This is a genomic window from Streptomyces sp. NPDC030183 (genome assembly GCF_055573455.1).
Genome location: NZ_JBVIBK010000024.1, coordinates 107,051 through 129,019, shown reverse-complemented (window position 1 = coordinate 129,019; position 21,969 = coordinate 107,051). Strand labels below are relative to the sequence as shown.

Annotated in this window: 20 protein-coding genes, 1 pseudogene and 1 riboswitch; of the genes and pseudogenes, 13 read left to right on the top strand and 8 right to left on the bottom strand. The window is 72.8% G+C overall.

The window, feature by feature from the left end:
* The first annotated feature begins 80 nt into the window (after positions 1–80).
* The 4 genes from ACZ4Z2_RS27555 (at position 81) to ACZ4Z2_RS27540 (ending at position 4,940) form a co-directional block, all read left to right on the top strand.
* Entirely contained in the window at positions 81–1,421 is a 1,341-nt protein-coding gene (locus ACZ4Z2_RS27555; protein WP_468079519.1) for a hemolysin family protein, read from the top strand.
* Complete coding sequence (locus ACZ4Z2_RS27550) at positions 1,418–2,485, top strand: hemolysin family protein (RefSeq protein ID WP_468079517.1); 1,068 nt, start codon at positions 1,418–1,420, stop codon at positions 2,483–2,485. Before ACZ4Z2_RS27555 ends, ACZ4Z2_RS27550 begins: the two co-directional genes overlap by 4 nt.
* The gene (locus ACZ4Z2_RS27545; RefSeq protein ID WP_468079515.1) at positions 2,482–3,621 is read left to right on the top strand and encodes an ArsR/SmtB family transcription factor; all 1,140 of its coding nucleotides are present in this window, start codon (positions 2,482–2,484) and stop codon (positions 3,619–3,621) included. The genes ACZ4Z2_RS27550 and ACZ4Z2_RS27545 overlap by 4 nt, the downstream gene beginning before the upstream one ends.
* Before the next feature lie 65 nt (positions 3,622–3,686).
* A complete protein-coding gene (locus ACZ4Z2_RS27540; RefSeq protein ID WP_468079514.1) occupies positions 3,687–4,940 on the top strand; it encodes an MFS transporter in 1,254 nt (417 codons plus the stop codon).
* A 56-nt stretch (positions 4,941–4,996) separates the two neighbouring features.
* Here ACZ4Z2_RS27540 and ACZ4Z2_RS27535 read toward each other — a convergent pair whose 3' ends face one another.
* Positions 4,997–5,239, bottom strand: coding sequence for a hypothetical protein (locus ACZ4Z2_RS27535; protein WP_240496255.1), 243 nt, complete (start codon positions 5,237–5,239; stop codon positions 4,997–4,999).
* A 209-nt stretch (positions 5,240–5,448) separates the two neighbouring features.
* On the opposite strand from ACZ4Z2_RS27535, the gene ACZ4Z2_RS27530 reads away from it, so the two are divergent.
* From ACZ4Z2_RS27530 to ACZ4Z2_RS27515, 4 genes are all read left to right on the top strand, one after another.
* Positions 5,449–6,765 carry a phytase gene (locus ACZ4Z2_RS27530; RefSeq protein WP_468079513.1) on the top strand — a complete coding sequence of 439 codons (1,317 nt, stop codon included), beginning with the start codon at positions 5,449–5,451 and terminating at the stop codon, positions 6,763–6,765.
* A gap of 218 nt (positions 6,766–6,983) precedes the next feature.
* Complete coding sequence (locus ACZ4Z2_RS27525) at positions 6,984–8,063, top strand: enolase C-terminal domain-like protein (protein ID WP_468079511.1); 1,080 nt, start codon at positions 6,984–6,986, stop codon at positions 8,061–8,063.
* Complete coding sequence (locus ACZ4Z2_RS27520) at positions 8,060–8,815, top strand: SDR family NAD(P)-dependent oxidoreductase (protein ID WP_468079509.1); 756 nt, start codon at positions 8,060–8,062, stop codon at positions 8,813–8,815. The genes ACZ4Z2_RS27525 and ACZ4Z2_RS27520 overlap by 4 nt, the downstream gene beginning before the upstream one ends.
* Positions 8,812–9,870: an aldo/keto reductase gene (locus tag ACZ4Z2_RS27515; RefSeq protein ID WP_468079507.1), complete on the top strand. Its 1,059-nt coding sequence runs from the start codon at positions 8,812–8,814 to the stop codon at positions 9,868–9,870. The genes ACZ4Z2_RS27520 and ACZ4Z2_RS27515 overlap by 4 nt, the downstream gene beginning before the upstream one ends.
* Positions 9,871–9,932: 62 nt before the next feature.
* Here ACZ4Z2_RS27515 and ACZ4Z2_RS27510 read toward each other — a convergent pair whose 3' ends face one another.
* From ACZ4Z2_RS27510 to ACZ4Z2_RS27495, 4 genes are read right to left on the bottom strand one after another with little or no spacing between them, the layout of a single operon-like run.
* Positions 9,933–10,790 (bottom strand): energy-coupling factor ABC transporter ATP-binding protein, encoded by an 858-nt coding sequence (locus ACZ4Z2_RS27510; RefSeq protein ID WP_468079506.1) that lies wholly within the window; start codon positions 10,788–10,790, stop codon positions 9,933–9,935.
* The gene (gene cbiQ, locus ACZ4Z2_RS27505) at positions 10,787–11,536 is read right to left on the bottom strand and encodes a cobalt ECF transporter T component CbiQ (protein ID WP_468079505.1); all 750 of its coding nucleotides are present in this window, start codon (positions 11,534–11,536) and stop codon (positions 10,787–10,789) included. The genes ACZ4Z2_RS27510 and cbiQ overlap by 4 nt, the downstream gene beginning before the upstream one ends.
* Positions 11,537–11,542: 6 nt before the next feature.
* Positions 11,543–11,902, bottom strand: coding sequence for an energy-coupling factor ABC transporter substrate-binding protein (locus ACZ4Z2_RS27500; RefSeq protein WP_468079503.1), 360 nt, complete (start codon positions 11,900–11,902; stop codon positions 11,543–11,545).
* Positions 11,899–12,597 carry an energy-coupling factor ABC transporter permease gene (locus ACZ4Z2_RS27495; RefSeq protein WP_468079502.1) on the bottom strand — a complete coding sequence of 233 codons (699 nt, stop codon included), beginning with the start codon at positions 12,595–12,597 and terminating at the stop codon, positions 11,899–11,901. Before ACZ4Z2_RS27495 ends, ACZ4Z2_RS27500 begins: the two co-directional genes overlap by 4 nt.
* Before the next feature lie 30 nt (positions 12,598–12,627).
* Positions 12,628–12,811: riboswitch (cobalamin riboswitch) on the bottom strand.
* Positions 12,812–13,054: 243 nt separating this feature from the next.
* Between ACZ4Z2_RS27495 and ACZ4Z2_RS27490 the strand changes: the two genes are divergently transcribed.
* The 4 genes and pseudogenes from ACZ4Z2_RS27490 (at position 13,055) to urtE (ending at position 16,961) form a co-directional block, all read left to right on the top strand.
* Complete coding sequence (locus ACZ4Z2_RS27490) at positions 13,055–13,792, top strand: DUF1775 domain-containing protein (RefSeq protein WP_468079500.1); 738 nt, start codon at positions 13,055–13,057, stop codon at positions 13,790–13,792.
* Positions 13,793–13,915: 123 nt separating this feature from the next.
* Positions 13,916–15,040, top strand: a complete 1,125-nt coding sequence (gene nicT / locus ACZ4Z2_RS27485; protein ID WP_468079499.1) for a Nickel transporter NicT — start codon at positions 13,916–13,918, stop codon at positions 15,038–15,040.
* Between the two features lie 85 nt (positions 15,041–15,125).
* Positions 15,126–16,211: pseudogene (locus ACZ4Z2_RS27480) on the top strand (substrate-binding domain-containing protein); the annotation flags it as partial.
* A 57-nt stretch (positions 16,212–16,268) separates the two neighbouring features.
* The gene (gene urtE, locus ACZ4Z2_RS27475; RefSeq protein ID WP_468079559.1) at positions 16,269–16,961 is read left to right on the top strand and encodes an urea ABC transporter ATP-binding subunit UrtE; all 693 of its coding nucleotides are present in this window, start codon (positions 16,269–16,271) and stop codon (positions 16,959–16,961) included.
* A gap of 132 nt (positions 16,962–17,093) precedes the next feature.
* On the opposite strand, the gene ACZ4Z2_RS27470 is transcribed toward urtE, so the two are convergent.
* Positions 17,094–18,413, bottom strand: coding sequence for an MFS transporter (locus tag ACZ4Z2_RS27470; protein WP_468079497.1), 1,320 nt, complete (start codon positions 18,411–18,413; stop codon positions 17,094–17,096).
* 221 nt (positions 18,414–18,634) lie between these two features.
* Between ACZ4Z2_RS27470 and ACZ4Z2_RS27465 the strand changes: the two genes are divergently transcribed.
* Positions 18,635–18,994, top strand: a complete 360-nt coding sequence (locus ACZ4Z2_RS27465; protein WP_468079495.1) for an ArsR/SmtB family transcription factor — start codon at positions 18,635–18,637, stop codon at positions 18,992–18,994.
* 23 nt (positions 18,995–19,017) lie between these two features.
* Here the strand turns inward: ACZ4Z2_RS27465 and ACZ4Z2_RS27460 are convergent, their stop codons facing one another.
* Positions 19,018–21,108, bottom strand: a complete 2,091-nt coding sequence (locus ACZ4Z2_RS27460) for a glycoside hydrolase family 43 protein (RefSeq protein ID WP_468079493.1) — start codon at positions 21,106–21,108, stop codon at positions 19,018–19,020.
* Between the two features lie 149 nt (positions 21,109–21,257).
* Positions 21,258–21,908: a polysaccharide deacetylase family protein gene (locus tag ACZ4Z2_RS27455; protein WP_468079491.1), complete on the bottom strand. Its 651-nt coding sequence runs from the start codon at positions 21,906–21,908 to the stop codon at positions 21,258–21,260.
* Positions 21,909–21,969: the final 61 nt, after the last annotated feature.

Sequence of the window (21,969 nt, the reverse complement as noted above, 5' to 3'; positions counted from 1 at the left end):
TCCCCGGGGGACAGTCCCCGACCACCCCGCCGAGACACGGTCGACCGTGTCGGCCACGGCACACGGCGGGGCGGTGTCCGATGAGTGCCGTGAACGCCGTGCTCGGCCTGCTGGCCGTCCTCGTCCTGACCGCCGGCACCGGCTACTTCGTCGCCCAGGAGTTCGCCTATGTCTCCGCCGACCGCCTCGTCCTCGCCCGTGAGGCGGAGGCGGGCGACCGGCGCGCGGTCCGAGCCCTCAGGGTGCTGGAACGGCTGTCGTTCATGTTGTCCGGCGCGCAGCTGGGCATCACCGTCACCGGGCTGGTCGTCGGCTTCATCGCCGAACCGTCCGTGTCGGCCCTGCTGGCGCCCGCCCTCACCGGCGTCGGCGTCCCCGAGGGCGCGGTCGGCGGCATCTCCGTCGTGCTCGCCTTCGTCCTCGCGACCGTCGTGCAGATGGTGCTCGGCGAACTGGCCCCGAAGAACCTCGCGATCGCCGTCCCCGAGCGGCTCGCGAAGTCGCTGGCCGCCTCCACCCTCGTGTACCTGAAGATCGTGGGCCCGGTGGTGCACGTCTTCGACAGCGCCGCGAACAAGCTGCTGCGCCGCGTCGGTATCGAACCCGTGGAGGAACTGCGCCACGGCGCCACCCTGGAGGAGCTCGGCCATCTCATCGGCGAGTCCCACGAGCGGGGCGAACTGCCCGAGGACACCGCCGCACTCCTCGACCACGCCCTCGAATTCTCCGAACGGACCCTGGACGAGGTGATGGTGCCGCGGGCGGACGTGGTGTTCGTCCGCGAGGACGCCTCCACGACCGAGGCGGTCGAGCTGATCGCGAAGTACGGGCACTCCACCTATCCGGTGCTCGGCGACCACCCGGACGACGTCACCGGCGTCCTGGGCGTCCGGGAGCTGATGCGCACGCCCGCCGCGCAGCTCACCGCCACCACCGCGGGCGCCCTGGCGCGCCGCCCGCTCGTCCTGCCGGACACCCTGCCCCTGCCGGACGCGGTCACCCGGATGCGGGAGCACGACGACGAGTTCGCCGTCGTCCTCGACGAGCACGGTGGTGTCGCCGGGATCGTGACCTACGAGGACATCGCCGAGGAACTGGTCGGGGACATCGCCGACGAGTCCGACACCGTCGTGGAACCCGCCGTCGCCGACGGTCCGGGCTGGCTGGTCGACGCCGGACGCCGTCTCGACGAGATCGCCCACGCCACCGGTGTCCCACTGCCCGAGGCGGACGACTACGACACCGTCGCCGGGCTGGTCGTGGACCGCCTCGGCCGCTTCCCGGCCATCGGCGACCGGCTCACCGTGGACCTGCCCGACGGCGGGCGCGCGATCATCGACGTCCACACGCTCGACCGGCATGTGCCGGACCGGGTCCGCATCGAACGGCTGCCCGCGCGCGAGCCGGAGGAGCAGGCATGAGTTTCCCGATGGCGCTCTTCGTCACCCTGCTGCTGCTGATCGGCAGCGGGTTCTTCGTCGCCGCCGAGTTCGCGCTGGTCGCCGCCCGACGGCACCGAATGGAGAAGGCCGCGGCGCAGGGCCGCAGAGGCGCCGGGGCGGCCCTCGCGGGGATGCGGGAGCTGTCCCTGATGCTGGCCGGGGCCCAGCTCGGCATCACCGTGTGCACCCTGGGACTCGGCTCGGTCTCCAAGCCCGCCGTCTCCCACGAACTCGACCCGCTGCTGCACGACCTGGGCCTGCCCAGCGCGCTCAGTCACGGCGTGGCGTTCGTGTTCGCCATGGTCGTGGTGGTGTTCCTGCACATGGTGGTCGGCGAGATGGCGCCCAAGTCGTGGGCCATCGCCCGCCCCGAGCGCTCGGCGATGCTGCTGGCCCCGCCCTTCCGGGCCGTGGTCAGGGCCGTGCGGCCGCTGATCGGGCTGCTCAACCGCGTCAGCAACGCGCTGGTGCGCCTGTGCGGGGTCGCCCCGCGCGACGAGCTGGCCTCGGTCCACAACCGTGAGCAGCTCACCCACCTCGTGGAGGAGTCCCGGCGGCTCGGCCTCATCACCGAGACCGACTCCGAGCTGATCACCCGCTCGCTGACCGAACCCGAGACCCCGATCGGTGCCCTGGCGGTCCCGGCGGCCGGGATCACCTCGGTCGACGGGGACGCCGGCACCGAGGACATCCTGCGTACGGCCGCCGACCACGACCGCACCCGGCTCCTGGTCCGCGACCACGGCACCGTCGTCGGCTCGGTCCACGCCCGTGACGCCCTGGTGGCCCGTGCCAGGGGACGGACCGCCACCGCCCGTACGCTCGCCCGGCCCGTGCCCGAGCTGACGGAGGACACCACGGTGGCCGGCGCGATCGACGTACTGCGCAGGAACCGCGCCTCCCTCGCGGTGATCTGCGACCCCGCGGGCCGCCCCACCGCGCTGGTCAGCCTCGACGACCTGCTGGCCCGCTATCTGCTCCCGACCGCTGCTCCGCCCGAGGGGAGGGCGGCGGGGCGGCGCGGCGAGGACGACCGGTCATGACGATCGTGTTCCGGGTGCCCGCCGACGGGGCCGAGCGGGTGGGCTTCGCCTATTCGCCCGCGATGGAAGCCGTACTCAGCCTCCATGTGCTGGTGGAGCCGAAACACCACCCCGTCCAGCACGGCTGGGTGCGCGCAATGCGGAGACTGTCACCCGCGCTGAAGCGGGAGATCGAGGCCTTCGCGTACGCGGTGCGCTCGTACTTCCCCGAGTTCCTCTTCCCCCGTCCCACCGGCGGACTGCGGGACTTCCGGGAGGAACTGGCGGCCCTGCGCACGGCGGACCCGGACCTGATCCGCCTGGAGTTCGCCGTCCCCCTGCTCACCCCCTGGCCGGACGACGACGGCGGGGGCAGGGACCCGCAGCTGCTGCACCGCCCGGACGTCCGCGAACGGCTGCGGGCCCTGGCCCTGCGGGACAGCGACCCGGCGATGGCCGCCCAGCTGCTGGACGACCCCCGCGCCCTGCTGGAGCGGTTCCTGGACATGCTGGAGCGCTACTGGCGCGAGGCGTTCGAGGACGAATGGGCGCGGATCGAACCCGACCTGGCGGCCGGTGTCAGCGAGGCGGGACAGCAGATCGCACGGAGCGGCCTGTACGGGATGCTCCGCGGCCTGTGGCCCGAGGTACGCAGCGATCACCGGGCCGAGCGGTTCTGGCTGGAGCGCCCCCACGACCACGAGGTCGTCATCGGGACGGACGACACCCTCCTCCTCGCCCCCAGCACCTACGTCTGGCCCCACGTACGGGTCAACTGCGACGGGCCGTGGCCCCTCGGCCTGGTCTTCCCCGTCTCCTCCATCGCCCGGGAGGCCCGCCCGCGCATCCCGCCCGCCCGGCTCGTCGGGATACTGCGGGCCCTCGCCGACGACACCCGTCTGCGCGCCCTGCGGCTCATCGCCGAACGCCCGCGCAGCACCCAGGAGTTGGCGCCGCTCGTCGGCGTGAGCGAGGCCGCGCTGTCGAAACACCTGCGGGTCATGGCGGACGCCGGGCTGCTGGAGCGCCGGCGCGAGGGCTACTACGTCCTGTACCGGCTCGTGCCCGGGCAGGTGGCGGGCCTCACCCCCGGACTGGAGAGCTTCCTGCGCGGTGGCCACGGCGGAGACGGTCCGAACGATCAGTCATCCGCCTGATAAAGCGATTAGTCATCCGCCTAATAAGTGGATCACCGCCCGGCGCGGGCCCGACAGTGGCGCCCATGTCACTGCTGAGAGACCGCGACTTCCTGCTCCTCTTCGTCGGCCAGGGCGTGTCGCGCTTCGGAGACGGCCTGTACACCGCCTCGACCGCATGGCTGGCCTGGTCACTGACGAAGGACCCGGCCGCCGTGGCCCTCGTGAGCGTCTCCGCCTTCGCGCCGGCGTTCCTGGCCACCTTCGTCGTCGCCTCGTACGCCGACCGTCACGACCGCCGGAAACTGATGATCGCCACCGATCTGGCCCGGGTCGTGGTGGTCGCCGCGGGCGCGGTCCTGTTGTACCTCGGGCTGCTGAACCTGACTGCCCTGGTGGCGACCACGGCGCTGCTCGCGCTGATCGGCGCCCCGTTCGCTCCCGCCCGCAGCGCCATCGTCCCGCAGATCGTGCCCGCGGACCGGCTCCAGCAGGCCAACGGCCTCCTCCAAGTGGCCTTCCGGGCCGCCTTCTTCGTGGGGCCGCTGATGCTCGCGCCGCTGCTCGCCCACGCCTCGCTGCAGTGGGCGCTGGTGGTGAACGGTCTGACGTTCCTGGCGTCGGCGTCGGCGCTGGCGGCCCTCCGCGTCGCACGTCCCGCTCCCGTCGGCGACCGGACGGGGCTGTGGTCCGATCTCGCGGCGGGCCTGAGGGCCGTGCGCGCCGCTCCCGACGTGCTGGTCGTCATCGTGACCTTCGTGCTCGCACTCGCCCTGGCGAACGGGTTCCTGACGGTGGGTCTGGTGACCGTCGTGGGCCAGGGCGGCCAGTACGGGCTGCTGCTGGGCGTCGCCGGGGTGGCGGAGGTCGTCGGCGCGCTGCTGCTGGCCCGGCTGCCGATCCGCAGACCGGCTCTGGCAGCCGTGCTGGCCTGGGCCGTCCTCGGGATCTTCCGCGCCCCGCTGGGAACCGTCACCTCCACGGCCGTGGCGGCCGTGCTCCTGGCCGCCACCGGGCTCGCCTCCGCCCTCACGGACATCCCGCTGATCGCGCTGGTCCAGCGGCGCGTGCCCGACCCCCACCTCGCGAAGACGCTCGGCCTGTGGGAGGCCGGTATCGCCGGTGCCCTGACGGTCTCGCCCTTCGTGGCCTCCACCGTCATCACCCTCGTCGGAGCGGCCCACGCCTTCGTCCTCTCGGGCATCGCCCTGGTCGTCCTCGCGACGACCGCCGCGCTCACCCTCGCCCGGGTCGGTGCGGACCGCTCGGGGAGGGCCGTGGCCGACACCGTCGAGGGGGCGGGGGAGGAGTCGAGCACGACCCCGGGCACGGCTCGGTGAGCACCACGCGACCCGAGCCTCGTCACGGCCCGGTCCTCCTGCCGACCCTCACCGCGTCATCGGGCGCAGCCGACGTCCAGCACCTCGATCACGTCGCCGTGGACGGTGTAGACGAGCCAGCACCAGTCACCGAACACCGCGGCCAGCTCCCTGACCTGGATTCTCGGCTCCTCGGCCACCGCCTCGATGAGGGCGACGATCTCCTCGTGGACGGTGTCCGGGACGTCGAACAGCGCGTCGGCGGCCTGCTGAACCAGTTCGACCTTCATGGGGTCCCCCGCGGATGGCAGGAGCAGCACGGGGCGAAACTGTGCTTCTTACACGATAGGTCCGCGGTGCGCCCCGTGCCGAGGGGTGCCGCGCAACCCGTCGGGGGTCTTGGTCATGGCATGGCCAGTTCGCGTCTGCCTGGGCGCAAGCTTCCCTCCGCAGTATCTGCATGTCCCCGACAATCGGCAGCAGCCCGAGCACGCTCTGCCGACGTCCGATCGACGGTAAGGAAGCGCCTGTGAGAACGCCCCGCACTGCTCGGCGAGTTGCGGCCCTCGCCACCGGTACCGCGCTGATCGCCCTCCTCGCGGCGGCTCCCGCCGGGGCGGGCACGCCGGCCCTGCCGGTGGTGACCGCCACCGGCGAGACCGCCGCCCTCTACGACGACGAGCCCGGCGGCGACTCCGACGCGGACGACCCCGCGATCTGGCGGAACCCCGCCGACCCCGGCCGCAGCCTCGTCGTCGCCACCGCCAAGGAGGGCGGTCTGCGGGTCTACGACCTGGACGCCCGCCTGGTGCAGTCCCTGCCCGCCCCGGAGCCGCCGGCCGAGGACGACGCCCCGGGCCGGTACAACAACGTCGACCTCGTCACCGGCCTGCGCACCTCGGAGGGCCGCGCCGACGTCGCGGTGGTCAGCGACCGCGGCAACGACCGGCTGCGCATCTACCGCATCGACCCCTCCCGGCCCGGCGGCCCCCTCACCGACGTCACCGACCCGGCCGCCGCCCCCGTCTTCTCCGCCGACCAGGCCGAGATCAACGACCAGCGCACCGCGTACGGCCTCGCCACCTGGACCGACCGGACCAGCGGCCGTACGTACGCCCTGGTCAGCCGGCGCGAGCGCACGCGCCTGGCCCTGCTGGAACTGGTACCCGGGGCGCACGGCACGGTCGGCTACCGCACCGTGCGCACCCTCGACCTGCCGTCCTCCTTCCGGCTGCCCGACGGCACCACATGGAGCCCCTGCGCCGAACCCGGTGAACTCCCCCAGGTCGAGGGCATGGTCGTCGACCCGGCCACCGGCACGCTCTACGCCGGCCAGGAGGACATCGGCATCTGGCGACTGCGGGCCGACCTCACCGGCAGGCCCGTCCTCGTCGACAAGGTCAAGGAGTACGGCGTCCCCGGCACCTACGACGAGGAGACCGAGGAGTGTGCGCCGGGCGCCGACCCCGGCTTCGGCGGGAAGCGGCTGTCGGCCGACGTCGAGGGCCTGACCCTCCTTCAGGAACGGGACGGCGACGGCTACCTGCTGGCCTCCAGCCAGGGCGACGACACCTTCGCCCTGTACGACCGCGAGGTGAGCGAGGACAACGAGTACGAGGGCGGCTTCCGGATCGGGGCCGCGACGCCGACCCTCGACGGCGTGCAGGAGTGCGACGGCGCCGCGATCCTCAACGCCCCGCTGGGCAGCCGCTATCCCCGCGGTCTGCTCGTCGTCCAGGACGGCGAGGAGACCCCGGCGGTGCCGGACGGCGAGGGCGGCACCCGCACGGCCACGGGCTTCAAGTTCGTGGACCTCGGCGCGGTGGTGGACGCCGCCGACCTGTGAGGTCGGTCCTCCGCCGCGCATGCCGACGGAGGAGTCCTCCGATGTATCGCGGACAGGGGGGACAGTGCTGCGGATCCGGGCAGCATGAGGGAACATGAAGGTGCTGTGCTCGGCGCACACATCCGAGGAAAGCGTTGTCAGCTCGCCGTTCACCCTTTAAAGTCGCCATGCGCCATTCCTCCGATGACTCCTCGTCCCCACCGCAAGGGAGCTGCCCGGTGAACCCGACGGATCCGAGACCGGCGACCCGTGCCCGGATCATCGCGGTCGACACCTTCGAGATCCGGTTCCCCACCTCACGGGAGCTGGACGGGCCGGACGCCATGAACCCGGATCCCGACTACTCCGCCGCCTACGTGGTGCTGCGCACCGACGCCGACGACGGACTCGAAGGCCACGGCTTCACCTTCACCATCGGCCGCGGCAACGATGTGCAGGTCGCCGCCATCGGCGCCCTGCGCCCCCACGTCCTGGGTCGCGCGGTCGACGAGCTGTGCGCCGACCCCGGCTCGCTCGGCCGCGACCTGAGCGGCGACGGCCAACTGCGCCGGCCCGGCCCCGAGAAGGGCGTGACGCACATGGCGATCGGCGCCGTCGTCAACGCCGTGTGGGACCTGGCCGCCAAACGGAAGGGCGAGCCGCTGTGGCGGCTGCTCGCCCACGCCGACCCCGAGTGGCTGGCCTCCCAGGTGGACTTCCGCTACATCGCCGACGCCCTCACTCCCGAGGAAGCCCTCCGTATGCTCCGCGAGGGCAGGACCGGGCTCGCCGAGTCCGCCCCGTACCGGATCGAGGAACCCACCAGCCCCGACGACATCCTCGGCCACGCCGCCGTCCGCGCGGGCGTCGCCCCGGTGAAGGTCGCCACCGGCGAACACGTCCAGAACCGCGTCGTGTTCAAGCAGCTCCTCCAGACGGGCGCCATCGACGTCCTCCAGATCGACGCGGCCCGCGTCGGCGGCGTCGACGAGAACCTCGCCGTCCTGCTGCTCGCCGCGAAGTTCGGCGTACCGGTCCGCCCGCACGCCGGCGGCGTCGGCCTGTGCGAACTGGTCCGGCATCCGGCGATGTTCGACTACCCCGCCCTCTCCGGCACGGCCGACGACCGGGCCATCGAGTACGTCGACCACCTCCATGAGCACTGCACCGGCCCGGTCGTGCTGCGCGGGGGCCGCTACCGCGCACCGCTCGAGCCCGGCTTCTCGGCCACCATGCGGCCCGGGTCGCTCGCCGAATACCGTTACCCCGACGGCACGTTCTGGGCCGCCGACCTCGCTGGACGGGAGAAAGTCGCATGACGGATCTGACAGGGCTGCGCGCGATCGTCACCGGTGGCGCGTCCGGTATCGGACTGGCCACGGCACGACTGCTGGCCGCACGGGGCGCCGGCGTCGCCGTGTTCGACCTGAACCCCGCCGGCGCCACGGACCCCCTGCTGGGCTTCAAGACGGACGTCACCGACGACGCCTCCGTACGGGCCACCGTGGGCGACGCCGTCGAACGACTCGGCGGACTGGACATCCTCGTCAACAACGCCGGCATCGGCGCCATCGGCACCGTCGAGGACAACCCCGACGAACAGTGGCACCAGGTCCTCGACGTCAACGTCCTCGGCATCGTCCGCACGAGCCGCGCCGCCCTGCCGCACCTGCGGAGGTCCGACCACGCGGCCATCGTGAACACCTGCTCGATCGGCGCCACCGCCGGACTGCCGCAGCGCGCCCTGTACTGCGCCAGCAAGGGGGCGGTCCTCTCACTGACCCTCGCCATGGCCGCCGACCACGTCCGCGAGGGCATCCGCGTCAACTGTGTCAACCCCGGCACCGCCGACACCCCCTGGGTCGGCCGGCTCCTCGACGCCGCCGACGACCCCGAGGCCGAGCGCGCCGCGCTCAACGCCCGCCAGCCCATGGGACGCCTGGTCACCCCGGACGAGGTCGCCGCCGCCATCGCCTATCTGGCGAGCCCCGCCGCCGCCTCCGTCACCGGCACCTCCCTCGCCGTCGACGGCGGCATGCAGGGACTCCGCCTCCGGCCGGCGGCCTCATGAGAACCAGCACCCTCGGCCGCACCCGGGTCGAGGTCACCGAACTGGCCTACGGTGCCGCGGGCATCGGGAACCTCTACCGGCCCGTGACCGACGAGGAGGCCGCCGCCGCGATCGACGCCGCCTGGGACGCCGGGATCCGCACCTTCGACACGGCACCCCACTACGGCCTCGGCCTGTCCGAACGCCGCCTCGGCAAGGCTCTGCGCGACCGCCCCCGGGACACCTACACCGTCTCCACCAAGGTCGGCCGGCTGCTCGTGCCCGCCGACGGCGACGGCGCCGGTGACGACCTGGCCAACGGCTTCGCCGTCCCCGCGACCCTGCGCCGCGTCTGGGACTTCAGTGCCGACGGCGTCCGCCGCTCCCTCGAAGCCAGCCTGGACCGCCTCGGCCTGGACCGGGTGGACATCGTCCTTCTGCACGACCCCGACGACCACGCCGAGCAGGCCCTCGACCAGGCGTACCCGGCACTGGAACGGCTCCGCGCCGAAGGCGTCGTCGGCGCGATCGGCGTCGGCATGAACCAGTCCGCGCTGCCCGCCCGCTTCCTGCGCGAGACGGACATCGACGTCGTCCTCCTGGCGGGCCGCTACACCCTCCTCGACCAGCAGGGCCTCACCGACCTGCTCCCCGAGGCCGCCGCGCGCGGCAGAAGCGTCCTCATCGGCGGCGTCTTCAACTCCGGCCTGCTCACCGACCCCAGGCCGGGCGCCACCTACGACTACGCGCCGGCGCCGCAGGCCGTCCTCGACCGAGCCCGCCGGCTCAAGGCGGTCACCGAACGCCACGGCGTGACCTTGCGCGCCGCCGCTCTCCGCTTCCCGCTCGGCCATCCGGCGGTCGCCGGCGTCCTCACCGGCGCCCGCTCCCCCCATGAGGTGCGCGACACCGTGGAGCAACTGCGGGCCCCCGTCCCCGCCGCCCTCTGGGACGACCTGCGTACGGAAGGACTGCTCGCCGGGGACGCCCCGGTGCCCGCCTCCCGGACGACGTTCCCGGACATCTCCCCGGACCCGTCCCCGGAAGGAGCCCTCCCGCCGAAGGAGCCGTCGTGAGGGTCGCCCCGCCCACCAAGGCCCACCGGCGCCGGACTCGCCCCGAGCCCTACCGGTCCGGGTCAGCCGTCGGCCGGTACCGGGGGAGCGGTGCCCGCCGACGCGGCCAGCTCCTCCGGGGTGCGCGGACCGGGCGCCCCCTCGGTCAACAGCCCCTGCTTGCGCAGGAGCCGGGTGACCGCGATGCCCCAGGGGAGCCGTAGCCCCGCCTGTTCGAGGAGGTCCGTGCGGGCCAGCATCGCGGCCACCGGGCCCGTCCGCGCGCCGGACGGGGTGAGCAGCGCCGCGTCGTCGGCCCAGCGCAGCGCCAGATCGACGTCGTGGGTGGCCATCACCACGGTCGTACCGGACCGGCGGAGCCCGTCCAGCGTGGCGAGCAGCCGTTCCTGACCGTCCGGGTCGAGGCCCGCGGTCGGCTCGTCGAGGATCAGCACCCGGGGCCGCATCGCCACCGCCCCGGCGATCGCGGTCCGCTTGCGCTGGCCGTAGGAGAGCAGATGGGTGGGCCGGTCCGCCAGGGCGGAGACACCGAGCGCGGCGAGCGCCTCGTCCACCCGAACCCGCACCTGGTCGTCGGGCAGCCCGAGGTTCAGCGGCCCGAACGACACGTCCTGGGCGACCGACGCCGCGAAGAGCTGGTCGTCGGGGTCCTGCACCACCAGCTGGACGGTCGTCCGCAGCCCGGTCAGCCCCTTGCGGTCGTACGACACCGCCCGCCCCTCGACCGTCAACTCGCCCGCGCGGGGCCGCAGTCCCCCGCTGAGCAGCCGCATCAGCGTCGTCTTGCCGCTGCCGTTGCGGCCGAGCAGGGCGAGCGCGCGGCCCTCTCTGACCTCGAAGTCGAGATCGCTGAGCACGGCCGGGCCGTCCTCGTACGCGAAGGACACGCCCCGCAGGGCCACCAGCACGGGCTCGCTCATGTCAGCGGCCTTTCCAGGACGAAGGTGAGAGCGGCCACGGCCGCGAGGAGGACCACACTGACCGTGGTGAAGCGGATCGAGACCCGCGCCTCGGGCACCAGGACGCGCAGGGTCCCGTCGTAGCCCCGCCCGGCGAGCCCCGTCTGGAGCCGTGCCGCCCGGTCGAAGGCCCGCACGAACGCCGTCGCGCCGAGCCCGGCGAGGGAGCGCCAGGTGGCGGCGCGCGTGGTGTGGCCGAGCCGGGCGGCCTGCGCGTCGCGGATCCGGCGCACGGAGTCCAGGAGCAGGAAGCTCATGCGGTACGTCACCAGGGCGACGTCCACGACCGCCGGCGGCACCCCGGCCCGCACCAGGCGCGGCAGCAGATCCGACATGGGGGTCGTGAAGGCGAACAGCAGGACGCCGAGGGAGGCGGCGGAGGTCCGCAGCAGCAGCTCCGCCGCACGGACCGGACCGCCCTCGGCCAGGGCCACCAGGCCGCCGGGGCCGCCGACCTGGACCAGCAGCGGCAGCGCGCCGGTCACACAGAAGCCCAACGGCACCCGGTACGCGCGCCACAGGCGGTGACGCGGCACGCCCGCCGGGCCCAGCAGCACGACGAGCGCGGTCGCCAGGACCAGGGCCGCGCCGGGCCAGGGCGGCAGCGAGATCGCGAGCACGGTGAGACCGAGCCCGAGCACGGCCTTGTCCACGGGGTGGCGCCGGCGCCAGCGACTGCTGTGCGCCGCCTCGTCGATCGGCAGCACGTGGCGTCAGACCTCTTCCGCGCCGGACCCGGCCGGCGTCCTCGCGCCCTCCTGCCGTTCCAGGGCCCGCGCCTCACCCTGGCGGCGGCCCCGGTGCAGGCCGAAGTAGTAGGCGAGGACGCCCGCGCCGAGGGCGGCCTGGAGGGAGAACAGCGCGGACTCGATCTCACCGGAGGGAGGCTGGTACAGGGGGGAGAACCACGGCTTGTAGTCCGGCTCGATCTCGGTGATCGCGCTCTCGGCCTCCCCGTCCGACCCCGTGAACGGTTCCTTCTTGTGGTCGCCGAGGCCGAGGGCCAGCGGCAGCACCGCGAGCGCGGCCACGACCACCAGCAGCAGCAGGTTGATCTTCGTGTTCCGGCTCATCGCGCCACCGCCTCGGTCGTCGTGTCCCGCTTGCCCGCCACGAGCACCCCGAGCCGCGTCAGCTCGCCCTTGCTCGACTGCGTCAGCAGCCGCATCACGAGGACCGTGAGCAGGCCCTCGCTCACCGCGAGGGGGAGCTGGGTGACGGCGAAGATGGAACCGAACTTGCCGAGCGCGCCCAGGAACCCGCTGCTCGGGTCGGGGAACGCGAGGGCGAGCTGGACGCTGGTGACGCAGTAGGTGGACAGGTCCGCGAAGAACGCGCCGGAGAACACCGCGACCATCAGCGGCACGTCGTAGCGCCGCAGCACCTTGTAGACGGCGTATCCGACCCAGGGGCCGACGATCGCCATGGAGAAGACGTTCGCGCCGAGCGTGGTCAGGCCGCCGTGGGCGAGCAGCAGGGCCTGGAAGAGCAGGGTGATGGTGCCGAGCACCGCCATGATCGGCGGCCGGAACAGGATGGCGCCGAGTCCCGTGCCGGTGGGGTGGGAGCAACTCCCGGTGACCGACGGCAGCTTCAGCGCGGACAGGACGAAGGTGAAGGCCCCCGAGGCACCGAGCAGCAGCGTGCTCTCGGGATGCTCCCTGACCTCACGGGTGAGTGACCGGACTCCGTGGACGACGAACGGCGCGGACGCGACACCCCAGGCGATCGCGTGCGCCGGAGGAAGGAAACCCTCGGCTATGTGCATGGCTCAGCAGACCCTCTCCAGCACCTCGTGGATGGTTGACGTGCCTTGGCCGGTCTCCTGGCTGACGGGTACCACCGCCCGTGCTCCGCCTTCCCGGGTCACAAGGACCCAGTGGCTGTCCGCGAGGACTGGAGCCGGACTTCCCGATCACAGTGGCGAGGGCCGCACCGGCATCACACCGGATTTCCCGTTCACCAAGGCGTGGTGACAGTAGTGCCCGCACAAGGGCGCTGACAAGCGCAGACGGGGGCGTGAAGGCGGTGGTGAACAGCACACACCCCGGCGCACGTCACACCCGTCGCATGCGGCGCACGGCGCGGACAGGGCCCAACGCCCCTGCCCGGTACGACGGATCCGCCGCTCCGGCGGCCGTTGCGGCACCGCGGGCCGCCGTTGGCCGGGGCGCGGCCCTGCGCTTGAATGCAGGCTTCACACCTTCGGCACAAGGGAGTCAGCTGTGCACCGCCCGACCCTGGCACGCACCACGCGCCGTCTCGGCGTCCTCACCGCGACGGCGGTCGCGTTCGCCGTCGCCACCGCGGCACCGGCCGCCGCCCACGCGGAGGTCGAGGCGGAGGGCGCCCGCGCCCTCGACCAGAACGTCGAGCTGAGCTTCTCCGCCGAGTCGGAGTCCCCCTCAGCCGGCATCACCAAGCTGGAGGTGATCCTGCCGAAGGGCATCGCCCCCGCCGACATCACCTACGAAGAGGGCCCCAAGGGCTGGAAGTTCGCCGTCACCGACCGGGGTTACACCGTGTCGGGACCGAAGCTCGCGGTGGGGGAGGACGCCGAGTACGAGGTCACCGTACGTCAGCTGCCCGATGCCGAGTCGCTGGTGTTCAAAACCCTCCAGTCCTACAGCGACGGCACCGTGGACCGCTGGATCGAACTGGACGACTCCGGCGGCGACGGACACGGCCACGGTCACCCCGCGCCCCGTCTGGACCTGAAGCCCGCCGCTCCCGGCGCGAAGCTCGTCAGCCCCACCCCCAGCCCTTCGGAGGAGCCCTCGACGACGGCTCCCTCGCCCGAGCCCAGCGCCGACACCCCGGCGCCGTCGTCGAAGCCCGCGGCGGACGACACCGACGGCGACGACGGTCTGCCCCTGGCCGTGCCCGTCGGCCTCGGCGCGGCCGTCCTGGTGCTCGGCGGCGGCCTGTGGTGGTGGCGAAGCCGCCGCGGCGGAGCGGCCTGACACCTCCGGCCCCGGACCTGACCGAACCGTGGCACGAGCTTTACTGCGAGCTAGTTGCAGCTGCCAAACAGCGGCACAAGGCTGAGGGGGCCCGACCGCTCGTCGACAGAAGGCGCACGTGCCATGGCCACCGTTCCCGACGCCGCCCGCCCCGCCCCCGGCGGGGAGGGCGGCTTCTCATGGCGTCGGATCCGCGCCTCGATGACCCGCGAGGAATGGGCGGGTCTCGGCGCGATGGCCGCGTTCATCCTGGCACTGCACCTCGTCGGCTGGTTCACGCTCGTCGTGATCGTCGCCCCCGAGCACTACAGCGTGGGCAGCAGGACCTTCGGCGTCGGCATGGGGGTCACCGCCTACACCCTGGGCATGCGGCACGCCTTCGACGCCGACCACATCGCGGCCATCGACAACACCACCCGCAAGCTGATGGGCGAGGGGCGCCGGCCGCTGTCGGTCGGCTTCTGGTTCTCCCTCGGCCACTCGTCGGTCGTCTTCGCCCTCACCTTCCTGCTCTCCGTCGGCGTCAAGGCCCTCGCCGGGCCGACCCGCGACGACCACTCGGGGCTGCACGCCCTCGCCGGCTGGATCGGCACCACCGTCTCCGGGACGTTCCTGTACGCCATCGCGATCGTCAACCTGGTGATCATGGCGGGCATCTGGAAGGTGTTCCGCGCCATGCGGGCGGGCTCCTACGACGAGGCCGCGCTGGAGGAGCGGCTGAGCGAGCGGGGCTTCATGAACCGGTTCCTCGGCCGGCTGACGAGGTCGATCACGCGGCCGTGGCAGATGTATCCGCTCGGACTGCTCTTCGGTCTCGGCTTCGACACGGCCACGGAGGTCGCGCTGCTGGTGCTGGCGGGATCGGGTGCGGCCTCCGGGCTGCCCTGGTACGCGATCCTCTGCCTGCCCGTCCTGTTCGCGGCCGGCATGTCCCTGCTCGACACCGTCGACGGCTCGTTCATGAACTTCGCCTACGGCTGGGCGTTCTCCCGGCCCGTCCGCAAGGTCTACTACAACCTCACCGTCACCGGCCTCTCGGTCGCCGTCGCCCTCATCATCGGGACGGTCGAACTCCTCGGCCTGGTCGCCGAGAAGGCCGGTCTGCAAGGCCCCTTCTGGGACCGCGTCGCGGGCGTCGACCTCAACGCCGTCGGCTACGTGGTCGTCGCCCTCTTCTTCGTCACCTGGGCGATCGCCCTGCTGGTGTGGCGTCTCGCCCGGATCGAGGAGAAGTGGACGACGGGCTGAACCCTCCCGCGCGCCCCGCATACGAATCTGTCTCGATCCTCGGGCCCGCCCGAGGACGACGCCACGATCACGCCATCATGAGGCCATGAACAGGCCGTCGCCCCGCCTCCACACCCCCGAGTGGTTCACGGCCGACGCCTCGACCCTCAACGTCGCCCTCGTGTACCCGATGCAGGGGCCCGCCGGCATCTTCGGCCCCGCCTGCGGGGCCTGCGCCCGCCTCGCCGCCGAGGAGGTCAACAAGGGCGGGGGAGTGCTGGGCCGGGAGCTGCGCCTCATCGAGGTCGACGGCGGGGCCGAGCCGGCGCGGGTCGCGCAGGACGTCGAGGCGCTGGTCGCGTCGGGCGCCGTCCAGGGCGTCACCGGCTGGCACATCTCCTCCGTGCGCCGGGCCCTGGCCCCCCGCGTCGCACACCGCGTGCCCTACGTGTACACCGCCCTGTACGAGGGCGGCGAGCGCACCGAGGGCGTCTTCATGACGAGCGAGACCCCCTCCTGGCAGCTGCTGCCCGCGATGCGGCTGCTCGCCGAGTCACGCGGGGTGCGCCGCTGGTTCGTCGTCGGCAACGACTACGTCTGGCCCCGGCACACCGCCAGGGCCGCCCGGGGCTTCGCCCGCCGGTGCCGGGGCCGGGTGTGCGGCGAGGCGTATCTGCCGCTCGGCACGGACGACTTCGAGGGCGTACTGCGGCGCGTCGAACGGGCCGACGCCGACGGGGTGCTGATGCTGCTGGTCGGCAGTGACGCGGTCCGCTTCAACCGTGCCTTCGCCGCCTTCGGACTCGACCAGCGGTGTCTCAGACTCAGCACGCTGATGGACGAGAACATGCTGATGGGCAGTGGCCCGCAGGCCACCGCCGACCTCTACAGCACGGCCGGGTTCTTCGCCTCCCTCGCCGACCGCAACACCCTCGACTTCCACGGGCAGTACGCCCGCCGCTTCGGCCTGGACGCCCCCACGCCCGGCAGTCTCGGCGAGTCCTGCTACGAGGGCGTCCTGCTGCTCGCGGCACTCGTCGAACGGGCGCGCGCACTGGACGTGGCCGCGATCGGCGCGAGCGCCGACCGCGTGTCCTACGAGGGGCCGCGCGGCCTGCTGGGGCTGGACGGCCGCAGACACGTGCGCCAGCGCATCTACCTCGCGCAGGCCGACGGTTACGACTTCAACGTGAGCCCGGTTCCGGACCGGAGCCCGCGTCCGTGTCCGTCGCAGAGGAGGCGTGACGCCATGCTGGAGATCAACTCCGTCCGGGCCGGTTACGACCGCACGACCGTGCTCCACGACATCACCGTCTCCGTCCCCGCGGACGGCGTGGCGACCGTCCTCGGCCACAACGGCGCCGGCAAGAGCACCCTGTTGCGTGCCGCGATGGGCCTGATCAGGCCGAAGCGGGGCACCGTCCTGCTGGACGGCGAGGACATCACCCACCTCGCTCCGCACCGGCGGGTCGCCCGGGGCATGGCGTACGTCCCCCAGGGCCAGCAGTCCTTCCCCCACCTCACCACCGCAGAGAACCTCCGGCTCGTCGCCGACGGGCGGGCCGGAGGCAGGGATGCCGTGGCGGAGGTCCTGGACCTGTTCCCGGTGCTGCGGGAGCTGTCCGGCCGCCGCGCCGGCCTCCTGTCGGGTGGCCAGCGGCAGCAACTCGCCCTGGCCCGCGCCCTGATCACCCGGCCCCGGCTCCTGCTGCTCGACGAGCCGACCGAGGGCATCCAGCCCTCCGTCGTCGCCGAGATCGAGGAGACGATCCTGGCCCTGACCCGTCGGGGCGGCCTCTGCGTCCTCCTCGTCGAACAGCACGTGGGCTTCGCCATGCGGGCCGCCGACCGGTACTACGTCCTGGAGGCGGGCCGGGTCACGTCGTCTGGGGAGGGCGGCACGGGGGCGGAGCAGACCGTACGGGAGGCGCTCAGCGTGTGAACGACCCGCCCTCGGGTGCCGGGAACGTCGGCGTCCGGGGGCGCGCCCGCCCTGCGTCCGTCCGGGGCGCCGGGGCGCAGGGACACCGGGACACCGGGCCGCCGGGCCGCCGGGTCGGCGTCGGACGCGGCGCTACAGGCCGGCGTGCAGCGCGTCCGTGACCCGGCCGTGGCTGTGGCGCCAGCCCGTCGGCACCCTCAGCGCGTCGGCCAGGTGGGGGTGGCCGAGGGGGAGGTCGGCGTGCACATGGGTCGTGGGCGGCGCGGGCCACAGGCGTACGGCCAGCAGCGCGGCGGCCAGCGCGATCGAGCCCAGGGCGAGCGTCGTCCAGTCGAGTCCGGCGCTCGCGCCGAGCCAGCCGGCCAGCGGGTAGGTCAGCAGCCAGCAGCCGTGCGAGAGCGAGAACTGCGCGGCGAACGCGGCCGTACGCTCCCCGGGCGGCACCGAGCGCCGGATCAGCCGCCCGGTCGGCGTGAGCACAGCCGAGCACGCCGCACCGAACGCAGCCCACACGCCGAGCAGCGCGGGCACCCGCCAGGCGCCGCCCGGCGCCGCGGTGACGGCTCCCAGCCCGGCGAAGACCACCGTCAGCGCGAGCGCGGCCGGCAGCATCACAGCCCGGTCCGGCACCCGGTCCAGCAGCCGCGGCAACCCCAGCGCCACCACCATCGACCCTGCCCCGTACGCCCCGAGCGCCAGCGGCACGGCCCCCTCGGACAGGCCCAGCACGTCGCGGACGTAGACCACGGAGTTGACGGTGACCATCGCGCCGGCCGAGGCGACCGCGAGGTCAAGGGCGAGCAGCGCCCGCAGCCGGGGGACGGCGAGGAAACCGCGGATGCCCGAGCGACGGCCGCCGCCCCCCGCACCCGGACGGACCGCCCGTTCGGGCAGTACGGCCGTGACCACCAGCGCGGCCGACGCGAGGAAACCGAGGACGGTGCCGGTGAACAGCCAGTTGTACGTGATCACGGACAACAGCGCCGCCGCGAGCACGGGGGAGAAGAGGCTCTCCAGGTCGTAGGCGAGACGGGACATCGACAGGGCCCTCGTGTACGCGCGCTCGTCGGGCAGCACATCCGGGATCAGCGCCTGGAACGTCGGGGTGAACACCGCCGACGCGGACTGGAGGAGGAACACCAGGACGTACACCTGCCAGACCGAGCCGACGAACGGCAGGAACACCGCGACCCCGGCGCGCACCACGTCCGCCGTCACCATCAGCGCCCGGCGCGGCAGCCGGTCCGCGATCGCGCCGACGGCCGGTGCGATCGCCACGTACGCCACCATCTTGATCGCCAGGGCGGTGCCCAGCACGGACCCTGCGTCGGCGCCCGCGAGGTCGTACGCGAGCAGCCCCAGGGCGACGGTCGCGAGACCCGTGCCCACCAGCGCGATGACCTGGGCGGCGAACAGGTGCCGGTAGGTGCGGTGACGGAGGACGGCGAGCATACGAGCGGCTCCCCTCGGCACGACGGCTCGGTAGACGGCTCGGCGCGACGGCGCGCGATGTCCTCCGAGTGTAGCCATCATGTGCGCATCTGTGCACATGATGACCCGCGTGTCACCGTCGCGAGCGACGCAGGGCCTGACGCAGGGCCTGCCCAGGGCCCGACCACTGGCCCGACGCACGGCCTGGCCCATGACCCGGTTCATGGCTCTAGGCTGGCCTCATGCCTGAACGCCGCGCCGTGTCACCTGCATCCAGTGCGCATCTGCGCGCCCCCGACAGCGCGCGGCTCACCGAGGCGACCGGGGTGTTCGCGATGCTCTCCGACGTCACCCGGCTCCATCTGCTGTGGCTCCTCGCGCAGGGCGAGTCCGACGTCGGATCCCTGGCCGAACGCTGCGAGGCGTCCCGGACCGCGGTCAGTCAGCACCTCGCCAAGCTGCGGCTCGCCGGGCTCGTGCAGACCCGCCGCGAAGGGCGCCACATCCACTACCGCCTCAGCGACGGGCATCTGCGGCGTCTGGTCGTCGAGGCCCTCAGCCACGCCGACCACCGCGTCAGCGGCGAGGCGCCGCACGACTGAAGGCCGGTGCGCCGCCGGTTCGCTCAGACGGGGTCGATGGACTCCAGCGTCGGGACGACCTCCTCGATCGAGCCGTCCGGCGCGAACACCAGCCGGTCCAGGGTGGACTCCCGGTGCGTGCCGTCGCCGCGCGGCGTGCCGGGTCCGGGAACGGCGAACCGGTGGTAGCAGATGAACCAGTCGTCGGTGCCGGGGACGTTCACGACGGTGTGATGACCGGTGGCGAGGATGCCGTACTCGGGGCGCTTGCGCAGGATCACTCCCCTCTTCGTCCACGGCCCGAGCGGGGAGGGCCCCGTGGCGTACGCGACGCGGTAGTCCTCGCTGCGGGTGTCGTCCTCCGACCACATGAAGTAGTGGACGCCGCGCCGCTTGATGACGAACGCGCCCTCGCGGAAGCCCTCGGGTGTGAACCGCCGTACCCGCGCCGGGTCGAACGACACCATGTCCTCGGCGAGGGGCACTCCGTAGGCCTCGGTGTTGCCCCAGTACAGGTATGCGGAGCCGTCGTCGTCCCGGAACACGGCCGGGTCGATCATCTGGCCGGCGTAGTCGTCCCGCGCGATGAGCGGCCGGTCGAGCGCGTCCCGGAAGGGGCCCGTGGGACTGGCGCCGACGGCCACGCCGATCTGCTGGTTCGCGCAGAAGTAGAAGTAGTACGACCCGTCGCGCTCGGCTGCGGCCGGCGCCCAGGCGTACCGGTCCGCCCAGCTCACGTCGGTCTCCAGGTCCAGGACGACTCCGTGGTCCTCCCAGGTGACCAGGTCGTCGGAGGAGTGGACGGAGAACCGGGTGCCGCCCCAGCCCTCGAAGCCGTCGGTCGTCGGGTAGATGTAGTAACGGCCCCCGAACTCCTGGATGTTGGGGTCGGCGGTGAGCCCCGGCAGCAGCGGGCTGCGCATGTGGAGGGCCTCGACCGTCCAGGTGCGCCGGGTGCCGTCGGCCGCCGTGACCGTGTACGGCCGCGGGGTGCGGAAGTCGCGCGGGGTCCCGGAGGGCGGGTCGATGCGCGCGCCCGCGGCCAGGTCGAACTCGGGGGCGAGCGCGTCGAGTCCGGTGCCGGGGTGCAACGGCAGCACCACCTGGGAGGTCTTCTCGTCGACGAGGGCGTACGCCTTGAGCCCCTCACGGACATGGGCGTCGACGACGGAGGTGCCCGGCGCGTACGCGGCCGACAGCCGCTCGTACTCGGCCCGGGTCACCGGCAGGACGGAGCCGTGCCGGGCGCCGGGCGGCAGGGCGAAGTCCTCGCACGGGGTCCAGGTGCCGGAGTCGAGGTCGTCGGTCTCGAAGGGGACGTAGCCGCGCCCGCTGAACTCGTCGATGAACAGGTACCACTTGGCCTCCGTGTTGGACCTGAACACGATCGGACCCTCGCCCTGCTCGATCGCCCCCTGCCCCACACCGCCGGCCACGAACGCGTACGACGTCGCGCGCAGGTCGGCCGACTTCTCCACGGTGATGAACTTCCCGCCGGGCGCCTCGGGCGAGTGGGCGCGCTCGTCCTTGGTGAAGCGGTAGTAGGTGCCGTCGTGGCGCACGACCGTGGAGTCGATGACGGAGTGACCGGGGTCGTTCCAGATCCGGGGTTCACCGAAGACACGGAAGTCGCGGGTGGTCGCGTACAGCATCACGTTGTGGGTGTCGGCGGTGTGGTCCGGGTCGTCCTCGGCGTACAGCTTGGAGGCCCAGAAGACGACGTACTCGTCCCGGTCAGGGTCGTGACAAGCCTCCGGCGCCCAGAGGTTGCCGGCCGTGTCGGGGGCGAGGCGGACCAGGCGCCGGTCCGTCCAGTTCACCAGGTCGGTGCTGTCCCACACCATGAGCGCGGTGCTGCCGGTGCGCTGGACGCGGTCCCAGTCGCCGTCCGGCTCGCCGTGCATCCGCAGGTCGGTGGCGATCAGATGGAACCGGTCACCCCGCGGGGAACGGATCAGGAACGGGTCGCGCAGGCCCTTCGTGCCGAGGTCCGACGTCAGTACCGGCGCGCCGCCGTTGAGTTCGCGCCAGCGGAGGGGGTCGTTGCCCCGGCTGAGCGCGCATCGGATCCGCTCGCCGTCCGGGCTGCCCTCGCCGGTGAAGTAGACGAAGACGTAACCGGCGTACTCCTGCAAGCCGACCTCCAGAGCTGCGAGCTTTTGACGCTTCCTGTGGGAAACCCTCTCGAAGAGTGTTGCTATCTGAGCCGACACACGTCAATCGCCGAACTGCCCCCGGACGCCGAAAGCTTCGCCCACGAGCGCGCTCCCACCGGCACCCTGACTCAACCCGGTGGATTTCCGCGGTCTGCCCGGTCGGCCACTGGTGTGAGCAGGGCGCGGAGGTCGATGACGTGGTAGCCGCGTGCGGTTGCCGCGTCGAGAACCCGCGGCAGTGCCTGCGCGTCGATCACTTCGGCGCGGCCCCCGGACGTACCGACGTGCATCTGCATGATCGCCCCCGGACGCAGGGCGTCCAGCGCCCGGTCCACCGCGAGGTCCACGGTCATGCCGCCTTCGGCGCCCTTCCACCCATTGGTGTCCGCGGTGTATTCGATGTCCGCGAAACCCAGGCCGTTGACCTCGTCGATGTGGGCGGCGCTGGTCTCGCCGTAGGGGAACCGGAAGAACGGTGTCAGGGACTGTCCGGCCCCGGCCGCGCGCAGGGCCTGGTCCGCTGCCTGGACCTCGCGGCGTCGTCCGGCCGCGGTCAGGTCCTTGAAGTAGGGATGGCCGTAGGAGTGGTTGCCCAACCCGTGCCCTGCGGCCGCCACCCTCCTGACCACCTCGGGGTGGCGGTCGGCGAAAGCGCCGGTCAGGAAGAACGTGGCAGGCGTGTGCCGGCGGGCGAGGTCGTCGAGAACGCTGTCGAGGCCGGCGTCGTTCCAGGCCGCGTTGAAGGTCACCGCGACCACCCGCTCAGACGTACGGATCACACGGTTCTCCGACCCGAACAGCGCCCGCAGACCGTCCGCGGTCGCTCTCGGGCGCGTCGAA